14 protein-coding genes are annotated in these 19,283 nt (G+C 66.7%); 5 read left to right on the plus strand and 9 right to left on the minus strand.

Features of this window, described 5'->3' with window-relative positions; all coding sequences use genetic code 11:
- Positions 1-107: 107 nt before the first annotated feature.
- From LL972_RS12035 to lexA, 4 genes are all read right to left on the minus strand, one after another.
- Positions 108-3,359: an error-prone DNA polymerase gene (locus tag LL972_RS12035; RefSeq protein WP_228327795.1), complete on the minus strand. Its 3,252-nt coding sequence runs from the start codon at positions 3,357-3,359 to the stop codon at positions 108-110.
- 166 nt (positions 3,360-3,525) lie between these two features.
- Positions 3,526-4,944 carry a Y-family DNA polymerase gene (locus LL972_RS12040; protein ID WP_228327796.1) on the minus strand — a complete coding sequence of 473 codons (1,419 nt, stop codon included), beginning with the start codon at positions 4,942-4,944 and terminating at the stop codon, positions 3,526-3,528.
- A 9-nt stretch (positions 4,945-4,953) separates the two neighbouring features.
- Complete coding sequence (imuA, locus tag LL972_RS12045) at positions 4,954-5,607, minus strand: translesion DNA synthesis-associated protein ImuA (RefSeq protein ID WP_228327797.1); 654 nt, start codon at positions 5,605-5,607, stop codon at positions 4,954-4,956.
- Position 5,608: 1 nt separating this feature from the next.
- Positions 5,609-6,214 (minus strand): transcriptional repressor LexA, encoded by a 606-nt coding sequence (lexA, locus tag LL972_RS12050; RefSeq protein WP_228327798.1) that lies wholly within the window; start codon positions 6,212-6,214, stop codon positions 5,609-5,611.
- Positions 6,215-6,375: 161 nt separating this feature from the next.
- On the opposite strand from lexA, the gene LL972_RS12055 reads away from it, so the two are divergent.
- Both LL972_RS12055 and LL972_RS12060 read left to right on the plus strand, forming a co-directional pair.
- Positions 6,376-6,597, plus strand: coding sequence for an AbrB/MazE/SpoVT family DNA-binding domain-containing protein (locus LL972_RS12055; protein WP_228327799.1), 222 nt, complete (start codon positions 6,376-6,378; stop codon positions 6,595-6,597).
- A 9-nt stretch (positions 6,598-6,606) separates the two neighbouring features.
- Positions 6,607-7,032, plus strand: coding sequence for a type II toxin-antitoxin system death-on-curing family toxin (locus LL972_RS12060; protein WP_228327800.1), 426 nt, complete (start codon positions 6,607-6,609; stop codon positions 7,030-7,032).
- Between the two features lie 87 nt (positions 7,033-7,119).
- Here LL972_RS12060 and LL972_RS12065 read toward each other — a convergent pair whose 3' ends face one another.
- From LL972_RS12065 to LL972_RS12085, 5 genes are all read right to left on the minus strand, one after another.
- Complete coding sequence (locus LL972_RS12065; RefSeq protein ID WP_228327801.1) at positions 7,120-8,424, minus strand: jacalin-like lectin; 1,305 nt, start codon at positions 8,422-8,424, stop codon at positions 7,120-7,122.
- Between the two features lie 110 nt (positions 8,425-8,534).
- A complete protein-coding gene (locus LL972_RS12070) occupies positions 8,535-9,854 on the minus strand; it encodes a histidine-type phosphatase (RefSeq protein WP_228327802.1) in 1,320 nt (439 codons plus the stop codon).
- 277 nt (positions 9,855-10,131) lie between these two features.
- Entirely contained in the window at positions 10,132-13,029 is a 2,898-nt protein-coding gene (locus tag LL972_RS12075) for a TonB-dependent receptor (protein ID WP_228327803.1), read from the minus strand.
- Between the two features lie 385 nt (positions 13,030-13,414).
- Positions 13,415-14,437 (minus strand): FecR domain-containing protein, encoded by a 1,023-nt coding sequence (locus tag LL972_RS12080; RefSeq protein ID WP_228327815.1) that lies wholly within the window; start codon positions 14,435-14,437, stop codon positions 13,415-13,417.
- 65 nt (positions 14,438-14,502) lie between these two features.
- Positions 14,503-15,027: an RNA polymerase sigma factor gene (locus tag LL972_RS12085; RefSeq protein ID WP_228327804.1), complete on the minus strand. Its 525-nt coding sequence runs from the start codon at positions 15,025-15,027 to the stop codon at positions 14,503-14,505.
- A gap of 248 nt (positions 15,028-15,275) precedes the next feature.
- On the opposite strand from LL972_RS12085, the gene LL972_RS12090 reads away from it, so the two are divergent.
- From LL972_RS12090 to LL972_RS12100, 3 genes are read left to right on the plus strand one after another with little or no spacing between them, the layout of a single operon-like run.
- Positions 15,276-15,851: a (2Fe-2S)-binding protein gene (locus LL972_RS12090; protein ID WP_228327805.1), complete on the plus strand. Its 576-nt coding sequence runs from the start codon at positions 15,276-15,278 to the stop codon at positions 15,849-15,851.
- Complete coding sequence (locus LL972_RS12095; RefSeq protein ID WP_228327806.1) at positions 15,824-16,912, plus strand: FAD binding domain-containing protein; 1,089 nt, start codon at positions 15,824-15,826, stop codon at positions 16,910-16,912. The genes LL972_RS12090 and LL972_RS12095 overlap by 28 nt, the downstream gene beginning before the upstream one ends.
- Positions 16,909-19,206 (plus strand): xanthine dehydrogenase family protein molybdopterin-binding subunit, encoded by a 2,298-nt coding sequence (locus LL972_RS12100; RefSeq protein ID WP_228327807.1) that lies wholly within the window; start codon positions 16,909-16,911, stop codon positions 19,204-19,206. The genes LL972_RS12095 and LL972_RS12100 overlap by 4 nt, the downstream gene beginning before the upstream one ends.
- Positions 19,207-19,283 lie beyond the last annotated feature (77 nt).

Raw genomic sequence — 19,283 nt, forward strand, 5'->3', positions numbered from 1 at the left:
TGCGTGGGCAGCGCATGCCGCGCGGTCGGCAAGGGCCCTGGCACTGCACGGACGCCAGTGGGCGGGCATGCCGGCGTGGCAAGCCGACCGCCACCTGCCCCGCCCGCTCAATGAAAATCGCGCGAGGGCAGCTGCATCTCGCCGAGCAGGTCGCTGAGGTCGTACAGATCGCCGGCAATCAGATGCTCCACGCCGTCCACGCGTTCCCAGCGGCCACGCACGGCCAGCAGGCGCGATTCCAGCAGTGCGCGGCGGCGGCGTAGCGCCAGGTGCGACCAGACGATGACGTTGATCATGCCGTGCTCGTCTTCGAGGGTGACGAAGATGGTGCCCTTGGCAGTGGCCGGGCGCTGGCGCTGGGTGACCAGGCCGGCGACATGCACGCCGCTGCCGTGGCGGCGGCCCTGCAATTCGCGCAGGCCGAGGATGCGCCGTTGCCGCATCTGCGGGCGCAGCAGCGCCATCGGATGCTGGCGCAGACTCAGACCGACCGAACGGTAATCGGCCAGGATCTCCTCGCCTGCGCGCGGTGCTGCGAACTCCACCTCGCGTTCCTGCGGGCTGCCCGGCAGCAGCGGCCGGCGCGCTTCCACGCCGGCCATCGCCCAGCGCGCGGCGTTGCGGTTGCCCACCATGCCCTGCAAGGCGCCGGCTTCGGCCAATGCCAGGCGTGCCTTTTCGTCGAGTGCGGCGCGCAGGCATAGATCGCCGATATCGGCGAAGGCCTGCTGCGCGCGTGCGGCGACAATGCGATTGGCCACCACGTCCGATAACCCGGCGACCTGGCGCATGCCCAGCCGGATCGCCGGTTGTTCACCCGGGTCTTGGTCGCTGCGCCAGGGCCGGCCACCGACCAGCGTGTTGTCCCAATCGCTGTGCAACACATCCACCGGCAACACTTCCACGCGCGCGCGCTCGGGACTGCCGCGGCGCGCGTCCTGCACGATCTGGCTGGTCGAGTAGAAACCCATCGGCTGCGCATTGAGCAGCCCGCAGGCGAAGGCCGCCGGCTCGTGGCGCTTGAGCCAGCAGCTGGCGTAGACAAGCTTGGCGAACGAGGCGGCGTGGCTTTGCGGGAAGCCGTAGGAACCGAAGCCCTTGATCTGCTCGAAGATCTGGTCGATGAAGGTGGAGGCGTAGCCTTTGCCCTGCATGCGCTCACGCACCCGCGCGCGGTGCTGTTCCATGTCGCCGCCGCGCCGCCAGGCCGCCATCGAGCGGCGTAGATTGTCCGCTTCGCTCTCGCTGTAATCGGCAGCGTGCATCAGCAGTTCCATCACCTGTTCCTGGAACAGCGGCACACCGAGCGTCGGTTTGAGGATGTCCTCCACCTCCGGCGAGGGATAGTTCACCTCCTCGCGGCCCTGCTGCCTGCGCAGATACGGGTGCACCATATCGCCCTGGATCGGCCCGGGACGCACGATCGCCACTTCGATCACCAGGTCGTAGAACACCGCAGGCTTGAGGCGCGGCAGCATCGCCATCTGCGCGCGCGATTCGATCTGGAACACGCCCACCGTGTCGGCGCGCTGGATCATCTTGTAGGTCGGCTCGTCATCGCCTGGCAGCGTGGCGATGGTGTAATCGCGCCCGCGATGGCCCCGCACCAGCTCCAGCGTCTTGCGGATGCAGGTCAGCATGCCCAGCGCCAGGCAATCGACCTTGAGCAGCTTCATCGTTTCCAGATCGTCCTTGTCCCACTGGATGATGGTGCGGTCGGCCATCGCGGCGTTTTCCACCGGCACCAGCAGCGACAGGGGTTCGTCGGAGATGACGAATCCGCCGACATGCTGCGACAGATGGCGTGGGTGATCGCGCAGCTGCTCGGTCACCGCAAGAATCTTGTTGATCAGCGGATTGGCCAGATCGAACCCGGCCTCTTCGATGCGCTGTTCCATCGGCGTTTCGCCATTGCCCCAGCCATAGCAATTGGCCAGCAACGCGATCTGGTCCGGCGGCAGGCCGAACGCCTTGGCCACATCGCGCACGGCGCTCTTGCCGCGATAGCAGATCACCGTCGCCGCCAATGCCGCGCGTTCGCGGCCGTACTTGTTGTAGACGTACTGCAGCACCTCCTCGCGGCGTTCGTGTTCGAAATCGACGTCGATGTCCGGGGGCTCGTCGCGTTTTTCGGACAGGAAGCGTGCCATCAATAGACGCGTTTCATCCGGGTTGACCGCGGTGATGCCCAACGCATAACACACCGCCGAGTTGGCCGATGAGCCACGGCCCTGGCAGAGAATGTGCTGCTCGCGGGCGAAGCGCACCACGTTCTGCACGGTGAGAAAGAAGGCCTCGTAGCTCTTATGCGCGATCAGCGCCAGTTCCTTCTCGATGTCGGCGCGTACCTTTGCCGGCGTTCCATCCGGCCACCGCTCACGCATCCCCTCCTCAGTGAGCTGTCGCAGATAACTCGCCGGCGTATGCCCTTGCGGCACCAGTTCGCGCGGATAGGTGTATTCAAGCCTGGAGATATCGAAGCTGCAGCGCTGCGCCAGGTCCACCGCGGCCTGCAACAGCGCATCCGGGTAGATGTTGCCCAAGGCACGCCGCGTGCGCAGATGGCGCTCGCCGTTGCGGAACAGGTGCGCGCCGCACTCGGCCAACGGCAAGCCGTGGCGGATGGCGGTCAGGGTGTCCTGCACGATGCGCTCGCGCCGCTGCGCCATATGCACATCCCCGCTGGCCAGAGCGGTCATGCCCAGTTGCTGCGCCAGCAGCTGCAAGGCGAGCAACCGCGCCGCATCGTCCTGTTCGCGGTGCAGTTCCACCGCCAGGAATGCACGCTCGCCGAACACCTGCTGCAGCCAGGCGCCCTGCTCGGCCTGTGGCTGCGCACCGGGCAACCACAGCGCAAACACGCCGGGTTCCACAGCGCGAAACTGCGCCTCTACCTCGGCACGCCCGAGCCGATACGCGCCCTTGCTTGCCGCACGCCGCGCGGTGGTGATCAGCGCGCACAGCTGCGGATAGCCGTGCGCGTTTTCCACCAGCAGGACGAAGCGGGTGCCATCGACCAGGGTGAATTCGCTGCCGACGATCAGGCGCACGCCGGTGGCGCGCGAGGCTTCCAGGCCACGCACGATGCCGGCCAGCGAACACTCGTCGGTGATCGCCAGGGCACTGTAGCCGCAGTGTTGCGCGCGCGCGAACAACTGCTCCGCGCTGGAGGCGCCACGCATGAACGAGAAGTCCGACAGGCAATGCAGCTCGGCATACGCGGGCAGCCCATCGGCAACCATGGCATGGGCGATGTCGTCGTTTGCTGCGCGCAACCGCGCGGCGACCGTCCAGCCGCGCGGCATGCGTCCACCGGGCGTATCGCGGTCCACGCCATCGACGGCGTCATCCCAGCTCATGCGCGCACACCGTCAACTTCGCGCTGCCACCGCACGGGTTTTTCAGTGCGCTGCAGGTCGATGCGTTGCCGTTGCCGCTTCGCTGCGTGGCATCGGGCGCCCGCGCCACCGCTGCGATGACCAGCCCGGCAGGCTATGCGCCAATGCTGCAAGGGCATGCGACCGATCATGCAAACCATCCGTGCAGCATCCAGCCATCGACACGGCCTGGTGCGGCAAACACCCAGGCCTGTCGCCCGCGTGCGGTCTCCACCACGTAGTAATCGCGACGCGCCTCGTCGTCGTCCCACCAGCCGCTTTCCAGCCGCTCCGGGCCGGAGACGATGCGCAGCTGGGTCTCGTGCAGGGGCACCGGTTGCGGCAGCAGCCAGGTCGGGCGTGGCGGACGCGGCGGCGCATCGGTTTCGCGCACCGCATCGCCGATGGCGCGCCGCCAGGCGCGTTCCGGGCGCGGGTCGTCGGCCGGCAGTACGCGATACACCGCCTCATCGCCCAGCCGCGCGCGCAGGCGCTCGCGCAATTGTGGCCACTCCACCGATTGCTGCGCACTTTGATCGAACAGATCGCGCATGGCCGGCACGAACGGTGGCAGCTGCCGCGCCAGCAGGCGCATCGCCACCACCGGCCGCGGGATCTCCACCCGCTCCAGCCGGTTGCGCGCAAGTTCGAACAACAGCGTCGGCGCGCGCTCCGGGGTGAGCAGGCCGATCTCGACATCGGTGGCGCCTTCTTCGTGTTCCAGCCGCAGCAGGAACCGTTGCACGCCGCCATCGCGGATGGACAGGTAGGTGCACAGATCGCCGATCAGGCGCCGCAGCGGGAACAGCAGCGCCGGATGCATTTCCACCTCGTAGCCGAGTTCCACACGCTGGTCGAAATGGTCCGGCGGTGCGTAACACTCCAGGGGGTCGTCGACCTGGCCATAGAGGCGGTCCAGATGCTCGAGCAGGCCCGCACCGAACCGCCGGCGCAGCCCATCGCGCGGCAATGCGCGCACTGCCGCCAGCGTGCGCACGCCCATGTGCTGCAGGCGCTCACCGGCATCGCCCGGCAACGCGGCGCGGCGTACCGGCACCTGGTCCAGCGTGGCGTGCAAGGCCGGCAACTGCGTCACCACCATGCCGTCGCGCAAGCCGGCCAGCACGCGTGCCGCACGTGGTGTGGGCGCCAGTGCAAGCCGGTGCTGGAAGCCCAAGGCCTGCAGTTCATCGCGCAGGCGGCGCTCGAAACGCGGCCACGGCCCGAACAATTGAAAGCTGGCACCGGCTTCCAGCACGATGGCGCGCGACCACTGCTGGCTCACCAGCGAACTGTGCCGGTACGCCCACGCCGCGAGAAACCGCTGGGTGCGCGCCTCGGCCTGCGCCTCGTAGTCGATGGTACGTACATTGGCCAGCAGCGCATGCGCCGCCGACAGCCGCATGCCGGCTTTCAGACCGGCGGCGGACGCCGCTGCATTGACCGAATGCAGGCTGCGCAACTGCGCCGGACCTTCCACCAGCACCAGCGGTGCGTCCGGCTCTTCCAGACGCCGAAGGACGGCGTCCATCGCCAGCTGCGGCAGCAAGATGCAGGCCCACAACATGCGCGCGCCTCAATGCGCCAGCCGCAACGGCTGCGACGGGATCTGCCCGCCGCGGCACTTGCGCACCTGCCAGGCATCGCGCTCCGGCAGAAATTCCAGCCGCAGCGCGGCCGGCGATGCATTGACCGCATGCTTGCGATCGCGCAATGCGAACGCACAGCAGTTGCCACTGTCGGCGGCGACCTGCAGCCGCCGCAATGCGCGCGCATCGCCAGTCTGCGGCCAGCCCAAGACCGCCGCGCACGCGCCACTGCGCAGGCATTGTTCGAACGCCCACAAGGCATCGCGCGGCTCGGCCTGCACCACTTCCAGATGTTCCAGCACCACCCCGCCCGCCTGCCAGGCCGGCGCGTAGGGAATGAACGGCGGCGCCACCAGCACCACCCGGCTGCTGGCGCCGGTCATGCGCGCCAGCGTGGGCAACAGCAGCGCGATCTCGCCCACGCCGTGCGCGGGCAGCAGTAATTCGGTGAGTGCCCGACGCGGCCAGCCGCCATCGGGCAGCAGCGCATCCAGTGCCGCATGCCCGGTAGATTCGCCGCCATGGGCGATGGCGGTGCCATGACCGGCGCGCCATACCGTGCGTGCGGCCAGCAGGGCATCCAGCGGCAGGGCGACTGCCGCGTTTCCGTCCTGCCTGATGCGCGCGGGCTCCTGACTCATCTCAACCCTGCCGGATCAGACCGCAGTACAGTCCTTCGATCGCGAAGTCGGCATCGGCCGCCACCACGATCGGCGCATGCGCGCGATTGCGCGGCAGCAGGCGAATGCGTTCGGCACCACGCTCCAGTCGCTTGATGGTGATCTCGCCATCCACCCGCGCCACCACGATCTGCCCATCGCGTGCATCGTTGCTGCGATGCACGCCGACCAGATCGCCGTCCAGGATGCCTTCGTCGATCATCGAATCGCCTTGCACCTGCAACAGATAGTCCGGGCGCAACGAGAACAGCGTGCGGTCCAGCCACAACTGCCGGTCCAGGCCGATATCCGCCCCGATCGGCACACCGGCCGCCACCCGGCCCAGCACCGGCAAGGCCAGCAAGGCATCGCGCGCGGCCCCGCCCGGCATGCGGATGCCACGCTTCTGATTGGGCAGCAGCTCGATCAACCCGGCTTCGGCCAGCGCCTGCACATGCTTTTGCGCGGCATTGCGCGAGGCAAACCCGAACGCCTGCGCAATCTCGGCCAGGCTGGGGGATACCCCTGCACGGGCCTGCTCCTGCAGGAAAGCCAGCACCGCCTGACGCTTGGGGGAGAGAGATTCCATGGGAGTGCAAGGGCCGGCCGGGACAAGGTGTACATTTGTACACCCGTCGGTCGCAGCAGGCTAGATTGGCCCATGCAGGTTGCTGAGCCGCTTCAGCCAGGACGGGCTTGTGATCGGCTGGAGACGGAGTTATAACTTACGTACTAACGAGGGCGTGGACCATGAAGCTCAAGATCACCTCCATCGGCAATTCCGCTGGCGTCATCCTGCCCAAGGAACTGCTCGCCCGCCTGCGCCTGGGCAAGGGCGACGAACTCTATGCACTGGAAACGCCCGACGGCATCAAGCTGACCGCGTTCGACCCGACCCTGGCCGCGCAGATGGATGTGGCCGAGCAGGTGATGCGCAGCCGCCGCGCGTTGCTGCACAAGCTGGCGCAATAAGGCTCGACCATGATCGTCTGGATCGAGCGGCCACTTGTCCTGGCCATCCACGATCGCCAGCTGGCCGAACACGGCGGCGGCAGCGGGGTGCGCGACGACGCCTTACTCGACTCTGCGCTTGCCAGGCCAAAGCAACTGCTGTCCTACGGCGAGCCGCCACCGGACCTGGCTGCGCTTGCCGCCAGTCTTGCCTACGGATTGGGCCGCAACCATCCGTTTGTCGATGGCAACAAGCGCACCGCTGCCGTCGCTTGCGAAACCTTCATCGTGCTCAACGGTGCGACCTTGGTCGCCGATGATCTTGAACTCTACGGCTTCTACATCGGTCTGGCCGATGGTTCACTCGATGAAGCGGCCTGCGCCGCGTGGTTGCGCTCACGCCTGCACTTGCGGCATCCAGATCGCGTGCACGAATCGGCGCCGTCATATGGGTGACTGGTAGCCCGGCAAGCCTACAGTGCAGCAGCCATCCATGGCGCACATCGCTGCCCTGCCCACTGCCACTGAAAACAGCGTCAGCATCTAGTCCTTCGCATACACCACACCCAACTTGTCGATCTCCTCACCCGCGCGACCGGTGAAACCGGCGATATGCCAGCCGCTGGGAGCGGTCAGCGTGTAGCTCTCGCTGGTCGGGCTGCCCACCTGCACGCTGCGGCCTTTGTTGGTGCGCAGGCTCAGCGAGAACAGGCGGGTGCGGTCGTTGTACTTGCCCACTGTGAAGGTGGCCGAGGACAGCGTTTCGTTGGCACCCAGCGGCAGTGTGGTCGTCTGCCCGCCGCTGCCGCCATGCGCGAGCAGCTTGCCGCTATCCAGGATCACGCCAACGCCATCCAAGCGCGCACCGCCACGCAGGGTCACCCCACTGAGCGGACGCACGCCAGGGTTGCCAGCCAGATCGTTGAACGGAACACCATGCGGCCCACCGAACTGGTCGCTGGTGCGCAGCTGATCGCCCACGGCCCAACCGAATTGCGCATGCAGCGGATAGTGGTCGGACAATGGCTTGCCGGCGCTGTCGTAGAAGCCGCCGCCATCGAGCTGGTAACGGTTGGCCACCAGGGTCAGTTGCGGCGCATCCCGGTACAGGATCTTGTCGACCACTTCGCAGCTGTTGGTGGGCGGCGTGCCGCACAACAGCGGTGTGGCGCCGGCTGCCGGTGCTGTGCCCTTGATCAATTCCAGCCATGGGTCGGTCAGGCCGTTGGAGGCGATCAGCTCGCGGATATTGTCGTCGCTGCGGGTGTAGCGCGTGTTGGAATCCATCATCACCAGCACCGCATTGCCGGCCGACCAGGTCTGGATGAACTGCGAGAGCTGGCCGATATTGGCACGGCGTGCAGACAGATCGCCCGCTTCCACACCGGCATTGGGATGCGCGTTGTAGACGTCCAGCAACACGCCGTCGGCCAGACGCACGCGCATGTAACTGAACCCCTTCGGGGTCAGGCAGTCGGTGCCGTTGCACTCATTCCATTTGACCCGGGTGAAGTCGCTGAAGGGATAGTTGCTGAGCGTGTTGAGCCCGTCGCCGAACGCGGCACCACCACTGGTGGCTGTGCGGTAGGGATGCGCGTCGCCGGCGTAGAGCGTGGCGTGGTAGTTGAAGTCTTCCTGCACGTTGACCAGCCCGTAAGGCGCCAGTTTCGGTGCGAGCAGTGCGGTGTTGGTGGCCGGCGTTCCGCTGGACAGGCCTTCGGGCAGGCCGGCGACGTTGTAGGTCAGTACGTCGAGTACGCCGACGTCCGTTTGCGCCTGGGCGATGCCTGCGCAGGCAAGACCGAGAGTGATTGCGAGACTGACGAGAGTACGTCGCTGGTGGAGCATAAATCGCCTCTTGCAGTGATGAGAAACAGCGGCTGGCACGGTGGCCAGGGAAACGGCGCCGGATGCGCCGATGCAACCACACGCGCCGGTCGCGGCCGGCGCGCGCGGCGTCATTCGCTCAGGTAATGCGGGTCGATTGCGGCGTCGATCAATGTCGCCAAAGTTGGTAGCGGGCAGTCGTACTCCGGGGTGGCGCTGCTGCAGCCGGGAATGAACACCGGCGAGGACGGCGGCGGCGCCTGCGGCGTCAGTGCGCGGCGTTCGCGCAGTTGCGCCAGGGTCTGCGCGGTATAGCGCAGGCGGATCACACGCTGCCCATCGCTGCGGCGCCAGCGCTCAAATACCAGCGCGCCACCGGGCACGGTCTGGTCGGGTTGGTAACCCGGCAATTGCCAGTGCAGATCGAACATGCCGGCCAGCAGGGTCAGCGTGCCATCGTGACCGGACAGCACGACCAGCCTTGCATCGCCACCGATCGGCGTGGCGTGCGATGCATTGCTACTGCCGCTATTGATATTGCTGCCTTGCTGCAATGTCGCCAGCAGCCGCGCCGCCAGCGGCGTACTGGCCATGCGCGCCACCGTCGGCGCACGCAGGCGCAGCGCGAACTCGGCCTGATGCGGGGCGAACGCGCGCAGCAGACTGGCTTCGTCCAGGCCTTGCCATCCCAAGGCGGCAAATTCCTGGCCGTCGGCCCAGCCCATCAGCAGGCTTTCGCTGATGCCGGAGGCTGCCGGTGCCGGGCCTTCGACACCGGCGATTCCATCTTCGGCATCGCCCATGCGTGCGGGCACCGCCTCCAGGCGCTGCCTGCCGGCACCGGCCTGGGTCGGGCACGGCCGCTGCGCGCACTGCAGCAACAGTTGCTGCAAGCTGTCGATCGCATCGTGTTGCGCCGCATTCCAGGCGACCACATCGCCGCCGACGCGGCCGGCGATGGCCGCGCGCATCAACGCCGCCGCAGCGGGTTGCCGCAATGCCGGCGCGCCGTCGAACAGTGGATCGGACGCGTCATCGGCAACGTGGTGCACCGTGTTCGTGCACCCCGGGGTGAGCGTGCTTGCCAACGCATGCGCCGAGGCGATGGTGCGCTGGGTGCGATTGGCCCAGTAGTAGACATTGGCGCAGCCATCGCCATCGAACAGACCCAGCGGCGTGTAACGGGCGCGGTAATAGGCACCGAATAATGCCTCCAGACGCGCACCGTTTGCGGTCAGGTGGCCGGCCGGCACAGCGAAGCGCGGCCAGGAACGTGCGGAATAGCGGCCCAGTTGTTCCGGGCTGGACATCGCCGCACGCACGCCGTGGCGCTTGAGGATGACGACTTTCTCAAGCGTCTCCGACGTAGTGGCGGCATGCGCTACCGGCATGGCCAGGCCGGCCACAACTAAAGCAAAAAACCCGATACAGCTACGAAGCAGTAATGACATGAGTGGTCTCAACACACGTGATGCAGGTGCTGCACATCGCGATACGAGGCGATGTGCCGCTGGCAACAGCGCCACGGCGGAAGCCATGGCCCTTGCAGATGGCGCCTTGCAGCAAGGCGCCCGGTGGCGGCATTGGCTGCCGCCAACAAACTGGATCGGCGATCACGACGGCTGCACTCGTCGCAAGGCCTCCGTGGCGGCATGTCACCCGCAAGCGCAGCGCCCCATGTGCACATCGCACGTCCCTGACAACTACTCGTCAGCTATCCAGCCCTTCTCAAAACCGCGCGCGCAACCCCAGCGACCAGGTGCGGCCGTAGTCGGTATAGCCGCCGAACAAGTGATCGCCAACGAACTGGCGCTGCACTTCGCCAGTGAGATTGATCGCGTTGACGAACACCGACAGCGTGTCGTTGACCTTGTAAGCCACATTGGCATCCAGGCTGCCGAACCGGTCGCTGTTGAGCGTGGCCACATTGGCGGTGCCCACCGCGTTGAGGATGTCGTCGCTCCAGCTGTAGCTGACGCGCGCCATCAACTGCCCCTTCTCGTAGAACAGCACCGCGTTGTAGGTGTTCCTGGCCACGCCTTCCAGGCTGTCGGTGAAGCTGCCGGTGCCGTCGTGATAGGTCGCCTTGCTGTCGGTCCAGGTGTAGTTGAGCTGCATGCCCAGGCCGTCCAGCGGCGACGGCAGGCCGCTGAAGACCTGCTGATACGCCACTTCCGCGCCCTGCACCATCGCCTTGCTGCCGTTGGTCTTGGACGACAGCAGATAGGTCTGGCCTTGGTAGACCAGGTTGGACATCTGGGTCTGGATGAAGCTGGAGATGTCCTTGTAGAACAAACCGCCGGTCAGTGCCGAGGTGCCGTCGATGTACCACTCGAAGGTCAGGTCGTACTGCCACGCTTCGAACGGCTGCAGCGCTGGGTTGCCGCCGTTGGCGGTGAGGCGCTCGCCACTGGAATTGAAGGTGAGCTTGGACGATAGATCGGTCAGATCCGGGCGCGTGATCACCTTGGCAGCGGAGGTGCGCAGCACCATGTCCTCGCGCACGTCCCAGGCGGCATTGAACGAGGGCAGCACATTGGTGTAGCTGCGCTCGAAGTGCACCGGTTGCGCGCTGCCGTTGACGTCGGCATGACCATCGGTGGCCTGTTCGGTGCGCACCACGCGCGCACCGAGATTGCCACGCAGCTCGCGGCCGGCCAGTTCGGTGCCGAAGTTGGTCATCGCGTAGGCCGAGGCGATCTTTTCCTGCACCTCATAGGAATTCTGCAGGTCGGCGCTATTGGGCGTATTGCTCAGATCGGCGCTGGTTGGCCAATTGCCCCAGAACGTGGATTCGATCGGCGCCAGCCATTGCCGCGGCAGGTTGCCGTTGGCGTCCGACAGCATGTCGCCCACCGGCAACGCGGTGAAATAGCTGCCCGGGAAACGGACGCCGGCGATGCTGTTGAGCAGCAGGTCGGCGCGGTCGTAAGTGCGCGAGCGCTGGCGATACTTGGCGCCTAGCTTGAAATCGCGAAAGAAGCTGCCGTCGAGTGTGCGCCTGGCATCGAACTGCAGCGCATCCTCCTTGTCGCGCGCATCGATCTGCCGCCATTCCAGCCGGCGCCCTGCCACGGTGGCCGGGTTGGTCGGATCGAAGCCGTTGGTGAAACGCCAGTCCGGCACGTTGTCGCCGTCGGCTTGCGGCATGTCCACGCGCATCGACAGGTTGGTGCCGCTGCGCAGACGGGTGCGCCGGATCGGGTCGGAGTCGTAGCTGTGCGCCTGCGAGTGGAACGCCACTGCGCCCAGTGTCCATTGATCGCCGCTCCAGGTGCTGGACAGGCGCGCACTGCGATTGTCGTCGGTGATGCCGGAGGTCTCGCGCGAGATCTGCACCTGGCCGTTGCGATAATCGAAGCCGGTGATACCGCCATTTTCCACCCGCAGATTGCTCAGCTTGGCCAGGCTGTCGAAGCCCACGCCCATGCTGTATTCGTCGTAATGCACGGTCTGTCTGGCGTAGAGCAGATCCAGGTTGGTCTCCCACGCCGCGCCGGGCTTCCATTGCAGCGATGCGGCCACACCGGTGCGTTCGCGCTCTTCCAGCTCCAGCGTCGGGCGCAGGCCAGTCGGCACATAACTGGCACCGGGCACGCCCGGCACGCCGTTGCGGTAATAGTCCCAACTCACCTCGTTGACGCGGTCCTGGCGCAGCGTGCGTTGCGCATACGCGCCAGAGATCAACATGCCGAAGGTGCCTTCGGCATTGACCCAGTTGAACAGCCCGGAGACGCGCGGATCGTTGGCTTGGGTGCGCTGGGCCTGGCTGGATTCCATCGATACGTTGGTCAGCGTCTTGCCCAGTTCCAGCGGGCGGAACGTGCGCACGTTGACGATGCCGCCGATGGCGCCTTCGTCCAGATCAGCGGTGGGGCTCTTGATCACATCCAGCCCGGAGACCAGCTCGGCCGGCAGCGTGTCGTAGCGGAATTGCCGCCCGGTCTGGCCGGAGGTGCGCACGTTCTCGTTGACCGCCATGGTCTGGCCGTTGAGCGTGGTGACCTGGAAATTCGGGCCCAGGCCGCGCACGCGCACGTACACGCCCTCGCCGCGGTCGCGCACGATCGACACGCCCGGCACACGCTGCAGCGCCTCGGCCACGTTCTGCGCCGGCAGCTTGCCGATGTCTTCGGCGGCGATCACATCCACCACGCTGTCGGCGTAGCGTTTCTGGCGCAACGCGGCGCTGAGGCTGCCGGCGTAACTGCCGAGCACCTGGATACTGTCCAGTTCCTGCACCGGCGCGTCTGCACGCGGCACCGGCGCCGTTGCGACTGCGGCCGTTGCCGGAACCGCTGGCGGCAGGGCGGGCGCCGGCTCGGCGGTTTCGATCGTCACCGTGGTCGCATCGAGATAGCGGTAACGCAGGCCGGTGCCATCGAGCAACTGCTGCAAGGCCTGCTCGGGTGCGACGCCGGCGGCGGTGGCGCGGGTCTGCGGGTTGCCGGCCACGCCTGCGGCATAGACAAACTGCAGCCCGGTCTGGCGCGACAGCGCATTGAGCGCGCGCGCCAGTGGCTGGGCGGCAATCGCATCGACCGCGACGGTGGCAGCAGCCGTCTGGGCGCCAGCGGTACCGGCGTGCAGGGCGAGAGCAATCGAAAGAAACAACGTACGGCGCATCGTGGAATCCAGTAGGGGAGGAAGCAATGCGCAACACCATCCGCCAGGCGGGAATGCTGCGTTGTACCTGGACTACGAGCATCGACAGCGACGATCGGGCACCGTTTTTTGATGAATTTTCTGTGACATCTGCGGGAGGTACCAAGCGGTGCGCGGGCGCGACGCGCGGTGTACACATTGCGCTGTGCCTTGCACGCACGCGACTACTTACGCTTTTACGTGTGCATGCACGCAGTCGCAGACTGCGACCGGTACGCGCGCCGCGCGATCGCATCGGCAACTGCATGCACTACGCGCAAGACCAGGGCACAGCCGCCTGCGCGATGCGCGAGGGTTGATGCACGCGCCGGCGATGCACACATCGCTACATCGCTTGGCACGATGGCTATCGCGTCACCGTTCCCGGCGCAGGCCGGCTGCTCACGCGCAGCATCCCCGGCGCGCTGACCACGCGCAGGTTCGGCTGGCCATCCAGGAAGGCACGCAGCGCGGCGAGATCGTCACCGCGCAGATTGCCAGTGAGCCGCAATGCACCGGCGGCAGCGTCGTCGATCGACAACCGCGTGCGATTGAGGCGATTGAAGTCTTCGGCCACGGTGGCCAGCGGCGCGTCGCGGAACACGATGCGCCGCTGCCGCCAGGCATGCATCGCGGCAATCTCTTCGCTGGCCAGTTCGACCTGGCCGGTGGTCTCATCGATACGCGCGCTCTGCCCTGCCCCCAGGTTGGCGAGCATCGGTTGTCCATCGCGCGCGTCGCGCCACACATGCACACGGCCCTCGGCGACCTCGATGCGTGCCTGGTGTTGATACAGGGCGATATCGAAGGTGGTGCCAATATCCTCCACCCGCAGATGGCCTGCGTGCACCTGCAAGGGGCGCCGGTCCGGTGCGACCACGAAGCTGGCCTGGCCACGCAGTAGCTGCAGGTGGCGGCTCCACGGCGTCATGGTGGCACGCACGCTGCTCTGCGCATTCAGATGCACCACGCTGCGATCGGCCAACTGCACGCTGCGTTGCTCGCCATGCGCGGTGGCATAGGTCTGCGTGCGTGGCCAGGCCCAGCCGGTCAGGATTGCCACGCCGCAGAGCGCCGCCGCCAGGCCCGTGCGCCAGCTGCGCATGCGTGCATTGGGTTTACGTTCGCTGCGGCGCGGCCGGGCAGCGGGTTGCGGTGCTGGCGGCACTTGTGACCGTAGCGGCAGCGCGATCACGTTGGGCGGCACGGCATCGGCACTCTTGCACCGGTCGGCAGCAAGCAGGGCATCCACGTCCAGGTCCATGCCGCGCATGGCATCGCCCAGATCGCCGGCCACACGCAGCACCGCCATGTATTCGCGCACATGCAACGGCGATGCGGTCAGCCATTGCAGAAAGCCGGCCTGTTGCGTCGCATCCAGCGCCTGCATGCGTTGCAGCGCATGCCAGTGCGCGGCTTCACCGACAACGCTGCGGCTCGGTAACACCGGCTTGCTCACCAGCTGTCCCCGCTGTCGGCAACCACCCGTCTGCAGGCCGACAAGCCACGCACCACATGCTTCTTGACCATATGCGCAGACACCCCCATGCGCTCGGCGATCTGCTTGTAACTGAGCCCGTCGCGGTATTGCATCACCAATACCGCGCAGGTGCGCTCCGGCAAGGTGGCCAGCAGGGCCTGCAGGCGTTGCTGGCGCTGCTGCCGGTGCGCGGCGTCTTCCACGTCGTCACTTGCGGCCAGCAGTTGCGAAAACTGCTCCATCTCGTCGATGCGCAGTGGCGCCTGCTTGCGTCGCGCGGCCTGCTCGCGCGCCAGGTTCAGCGCCACCGTATACAGATACGCCTCGGGATTGGCGATCGCCTTGCCTTGATCCTGATGCGCACGCAACAGCCGCAGATAGGTTTCCTGCACCAGGTCCTCGGCATCCTCGTTGGCGCCGCGACGCACGAAGAAGCCACGCAGCACCGATCCGTGCTGGGTGAACACCTGCGTCCAGGCGCGGGTGGCGTTGGCTTTCATGCAGGTGCGCCCCCCTGTGCGCTGGGCCGGCTAGCCTGGCCACTGCAGGTGACATCACGATGACGTACCGACGATGCCACCGGCCTGCGATCAAGCGATGTCATGCGCAGCGGCGCCGCCACGTTCCTCGCCTGGCCACGCTCACGGTTCACGCAGGCGTGAAAGAGGCATCACTCACCTACACCGCACCTTGACCATGCAGGCATCAAGGTGAGCGTCCTCCTCTCAGCCATCGCCACGGGGTTCGCATGAATGCCACACCCGCCACTGCCACGCATCCGGCGCCGGCCACCGCCACTGCTGCGCCGACCTACCCGGTCAACCTGCGCATCAATGGTCAGCCTTACCAATTGCAGCTCGAAGCCTGGGTCAGCCTGCTCGACCTGTTGCGCGACCGGCTCGACCTCACCGGCACCAAGAAAGGCTGCGACCACGGCCAGTGCGGTGCCTGCACGGTGCTGGTCGATGGACGCCGCATCAACAGCTGCCTGACGCTTGCGGTCATGCAGGACGGCGCCGAGATCACCACCGTCGAAGGCCTGGCCGAGGGTGACCAGCTGCATCCGCTGCAGCGTGCTTTCATCGAGAACGATGCCTTCCAGTGCGGCTATTGCACGCCCGGGCAGTTGTGCTCGGCAGTGGGCCTGATCAATGAAGGCAAGGCGCACGACCGCGACCAGGTGCGCGAGTTGATGAGCGGCAACCTGTGCCGCTGCGGTGCCTACCCGCAGATCACCGATGCGGTGATGCAGGTCATGGGCAAGCCCAGCGACAGCAGCGAGAGCGCCGTCACACCGTGGACGCCAGGGACGGTGCCGGCATGATTCCGCTTACCTATACGCGCGCGGACAGCATCGATGCGGCGCTGACTGCACTGTCAGTGCGCGGCAGCGACCCGCACCCGGTGCCTGCCGAAGCCCCGGTGCGCCTGATCGCCGGCGGCACCAATCTCACCGACCTGATGAAGCTGCAGCTGATGCGGCCGGGCAGCCTGGTCGACATCAATCGTCTGCCGCTGGATGGCATCACCAGCCAACCCGATGGCGGCCTGCGCCTGGGCGCGCTCGCGCGCAACGCCGACACCGCTTACCACCCGGACGTGGAAACGCGTTACCCCCTGCTGAGCGCGGCGATCCTGGCCGGCGCCTCGCCGCAGATCCGCAACATGGCCAGCAATGGCGGCAACCTGCTGCAACGCACGCGTTGCCTGTACTTCTACGACCACGCCACCCCGTGCAACAAGCGCGAGCCCGGTACCGGCTGCTCGGCCATCGGCGGGCTCACCACCTACAACGCCATTCTCGGCGCCAGCGCGCAGTGCATTGCCACGCATCCGTCGGACATGTGCGTCGCGCTGGCTGCGCTGGACGCAGTGGTGCATGTGCAAGGTCCCAACGGCGAGCGCGACATCCCGTTTGCGCAGTTCCACCGCCTGCCCGGCGAGCACCCGGAGCTGGACAGCACGCTGGCCCCGGACGAGCTGATCGTGCATATCGACCTGCCCGATGCGCAGCGCTTCGTCGCGCATAGCGCCTACCTGAAGATCCGCGAGCGGCTGTCGTATGCATTCGCGCTGGTGTCGGTGGCCGCCGCGCTGGACCTGGCCGAGGACGGCAGCATCCGCGAGGTGCGCGTGGCCCTGGGCGGCGTGGCGCACAAGCCCTGGCGCAATCCCGACGCCGAAGCGCAGCTGGTGGGCAAGCCGGCCACGGCCGAGAGCTTCGCCAGCCTGGCCGATGCCTTGCTGCAAGGCGCGCAACCGCAAGGCAACAACGCCTTCAAGCTGCCGCTGGCGCGCCGCGCGATCGTGCGTGCGCTGGACGTCGCCCGCGAGGGCACCATCGACAACCGCGGGCGAACCAGCGCGCTGGAGGAAGCGCCATGAACGCACGCAGCACCGATGTACCGGACAACGACCTGAGCCCGCCGGTTGCCGACAGCGGCACCGGCTATCGCCCCACCGGCACCGGCGTCACCCGCATCGACGGGCGCGCCAAGGTCACCGGCCAGGCGCGCTATGCCGCCGAATGGCCGGTCGCGGACCTGGCCTATGGCGTGGTGGTCAACAGCAGCATCGCCAAGGGCGAGATCGTCGCCTTCCATCTCGACGCCGCACGCGCGGTGCCCGGCGTGCTGGAGATCGTCACCCATGAAAACCGCCCGCATATGCGCGGCATGGACCTGTTCTACAAGGACATGACCGCACCGGCCGGTTCGCCGTTCCGGCCCCTGTACGACAACAAGATCCTTTACAGCGGCCAGCCGATCGCGCTGGTGGTGGCCGAAACCTTCGAAGCGGCGCGCCACGCGGCCCACCTGGTGGAGGTGGAACTGCTGCAGGACCCCCACGACACCAACCTGATGACCAACCTGGACCGTGCGCACAAGCCCAAGGCCATGAAGGCCGGTTTCTCGCCGCCGCCCAAGGACAAGGGCGAGCCGGACACCGCCTTCGCCAATGCCTCCGTCCAGGTGCAGGCCGACTATTACAGCGGAGTGGAACACCACAATCCGATGGAACTGTTCGCCTCCACGGTGATTCGCGACGCCGATGGCCACTTCACCATCTACGACAAGACCCAGGGCTCGCAGAACAGCCGTTGGTACGTCTCCCATGTGTTCGGCTTGAGCAAGCGCAAGGTCACCGTACGCAATCCCTACGTGGGCGGTGCCTTCGGCTCCGGGCTGCGCCCGCAGTATCAGTTGCCGCTTGCGGTGATGGCTTCGATCCTGCTGGACCGCTCGGTACGCGTGGTGCTGACGCGGCAGCAGATGTTCACCTTCGGCCACCGCCCGGAGACGCTGCAGCGGCTCAAGCTCGGTGCCGACCGCGATGGCCGCCTGCGCGCGATCTGGCACGAGGCCATTGCCGAGACCTCGCGCATCGAGGATTACGTCGAAGTGGTGGTCAACTGGAGCGGGCAGCTGTATGCCTGCGACAACGTGCATCTGGGCTACAACCTGGTGAGCCTGGACCAGTTCAGCCCGATGGACATGCGCGCACCCGGCGCCGCACACGGCGTACATGCGCTGGAAGTGGCGATGGACGAGCTGTCCTATGAGCTGGGCATGGACCCGCTGGCGCTGCGCCTGAAGAACTACGCCGAGGTCAACCCGGCCGACGACAAGCCCTACTCCACCAAGGCACTGCGCGCGTGCTACCAGCAAGGCGCCGAGCGCTTCGGTTGGGCGCAGCGCCCGTTGCAGCCGCGCGCACGCAAGGAAGGCAACGAATGGGTGGGCTGGGGCATGGCCACCGGGCAATGGGATGCGATGCAGATGTTTGCGCGCGCGCACGCGGTGCTGCACGCCGATGGCCGGCTGGTGGTGAGCAGCGCAGCCAGCGATATCGGCACCGGCACCTATACGGTGATGGCGATGATCGCGGCCGAAGCACTGGGCCTGCCGCTGGAACAGGTTACCTTCCAGCTGGGCGATTCGACCCTGCCGGTGGCACCGATCGAAGGCGGCTCCTCGCACGTGACCACGGTGGGCTCGGCGGTGGATGGCGTGTGCGGCAAATTGCGCGCGCGGCTGCTGCGGCTTGCCCAGGCGTTACCGAATTCGCGCTTCACCAAGGCCAAGCTGGACGAGGTGGTGTTTGCCGATGGCACGCTGGCGTTGCGCGCCGACGCCGGCACCACCATGGCCCTGACCGAGCTGTTGCGTGCTTCCCAGCTGGAACAGATCGAAGACAAGTTCCTGCTGCTGCCCAATGTGCTCAAGCAACGCAACTACACCCGTGCCACCCATGGCGCGGTGTTCGTGGAAGTGCGGGTGGACGAGGAGCTCGGCACGGTGCGGGTCACCCGCGTGGTCAGCGCCGTTGCGGCCGGGCGCATCCTCAACCCGATCACCGCGCGCAGCCAGATCGTCGGCGGCGTGGTCTGGGGCATCGGCCAGGCGCTGCACGAACACACCCAGTCCGATCACCGCTTCGGCCGTTTCATGAATCACGATTTTGCGATGTATCACGTCTCGGCCAATGCCGACATCCACGACATCGATGTGATCTTCGCCGACGAGGACGACCGCATCGTCAGCAGCCTGGGTGCGAAAGGCGTTGGCGAAATCGGCCTGGTCGGTGTTTCGGCGGCGATCTGCAATGCGATCTTCCATGCCACCGGCAAGCGCATCCGCAGCACCCCGATGACGCCGGACAAGGTGATGGCGGACTGAGGCCTGCACTGCAGGTGCCCGCGCGCGCCCCTCAGGTAGAGCCATCTGCCTGAGGGCGGACGCTGCAGCAGTGTGTT

The sequence above is a fragment of the Xanthomonas campestris pv. asclepiadis genome (genome assembly GCF_020784175.1).
In the GTDB taxonomy this organism is placed as follows: domain Bacteria; phylum Pseudomonadota; class Gammaproteobacteria; order Xanthomonadales; family Xanthomonadaceae; genus Xanthomonas; species Xanthomonas campestris_D.

Excerpts from the sequence above, each read along its gene's own strand:
- LL972_RS12035 (WP_228327795.1), bottom strand. The coding sequence starts at position 3,359 with ATGAGCTGGGATGACGCCGTCGATGGCGTGGACCGCGATACGCCCGGT.
- LL972_RS12040 (WP_228327796.1), bottom strand. The coding sequence starts at position 4,944 with ATGTTGTGGGCCTGCATCTTGCTGCCGCAGCTGGCGATGGACGCCGTC.
- imuA (WP_228327797.1), bottom strand. The coding sequence starts at position 5,607 with ATGAGTCAGGAGCCCGCGCGCATCAGGCAGGACGGAAACGCGGCAGTC.
- lexA (WP_228327798.1), bottom strand. The coding sequence starts at position 6,214 with ATGGAATCTCTCTCCCCCAAGCGTCAGGCGGTGCTGGCTTTCCTGCAG.
- LL972_RS12055 (WP_228327799.1), top strand. The coding sequence starts at position 6,376 with ATGAAGCTCAAGATCACCTCCATCGGCAATTCCGCTGGCGTCATCCTG.
- LL972_RS12060 (WP_228327800.1), top strand. The coding sequence starts at position 6,607 with ATGATCGTCTGGATCGAGCGGCCACTTGTCCTGGCCATCCACGATCGC.
- LL972_RS12065 (WP_228327801.1), bottom strand. The coding sequence starts at position 8,424 with ATGCTCCACCAGCGACGTACTCTCGTCAGTCTCGCAATCACTCTCGGT.
- LL972_RS12070 (WP_228327802.1), bottom strand. The coding sequence starts at position 9,854 with ATGTCATTACTGCTTCGTAGCTGTATCGGGTTTTTTGCTTTAGTTGTG.
- LL972_RS12075 (WP_228327803.1), bottom strand. The coding sequence starts at position 13,029 with ATGCGCCGTACGTTGTTTCTTTCGATTGCTCTCGCCCTGCACGCCGGT.
- LL972_RS12080 (WP_228327815.1), bottom strand. The coding sequence starts at position 14,437 with ATGCAGGCGCTGGATGCGACGCAACAGGCCGGCTTTCTGCAATGGCTG.
- LL972_RS12085 (WP_228327804.1), bottom strand. The coding sequence starts at position 15,027 with ATGAAAGCCAACGCCACCCGCGCCTGGACGCAGGTGTTCACCCAGCAC.
- LL972_RS12090 (WP_228327805.1), top strand. The coding sequence starts at position 15,276 with ATGAATGCCACACCCGCCACTGCCACGCATCCGGCGCCGGCCACCGCC.
- LL972_RS12100 (WP_228327807.1), top strand. The coding sequence starts at position 16,909 with ATGAACGCACGCAGCACCGATGTACCGGACAACGACCTGAGCCCGCCG.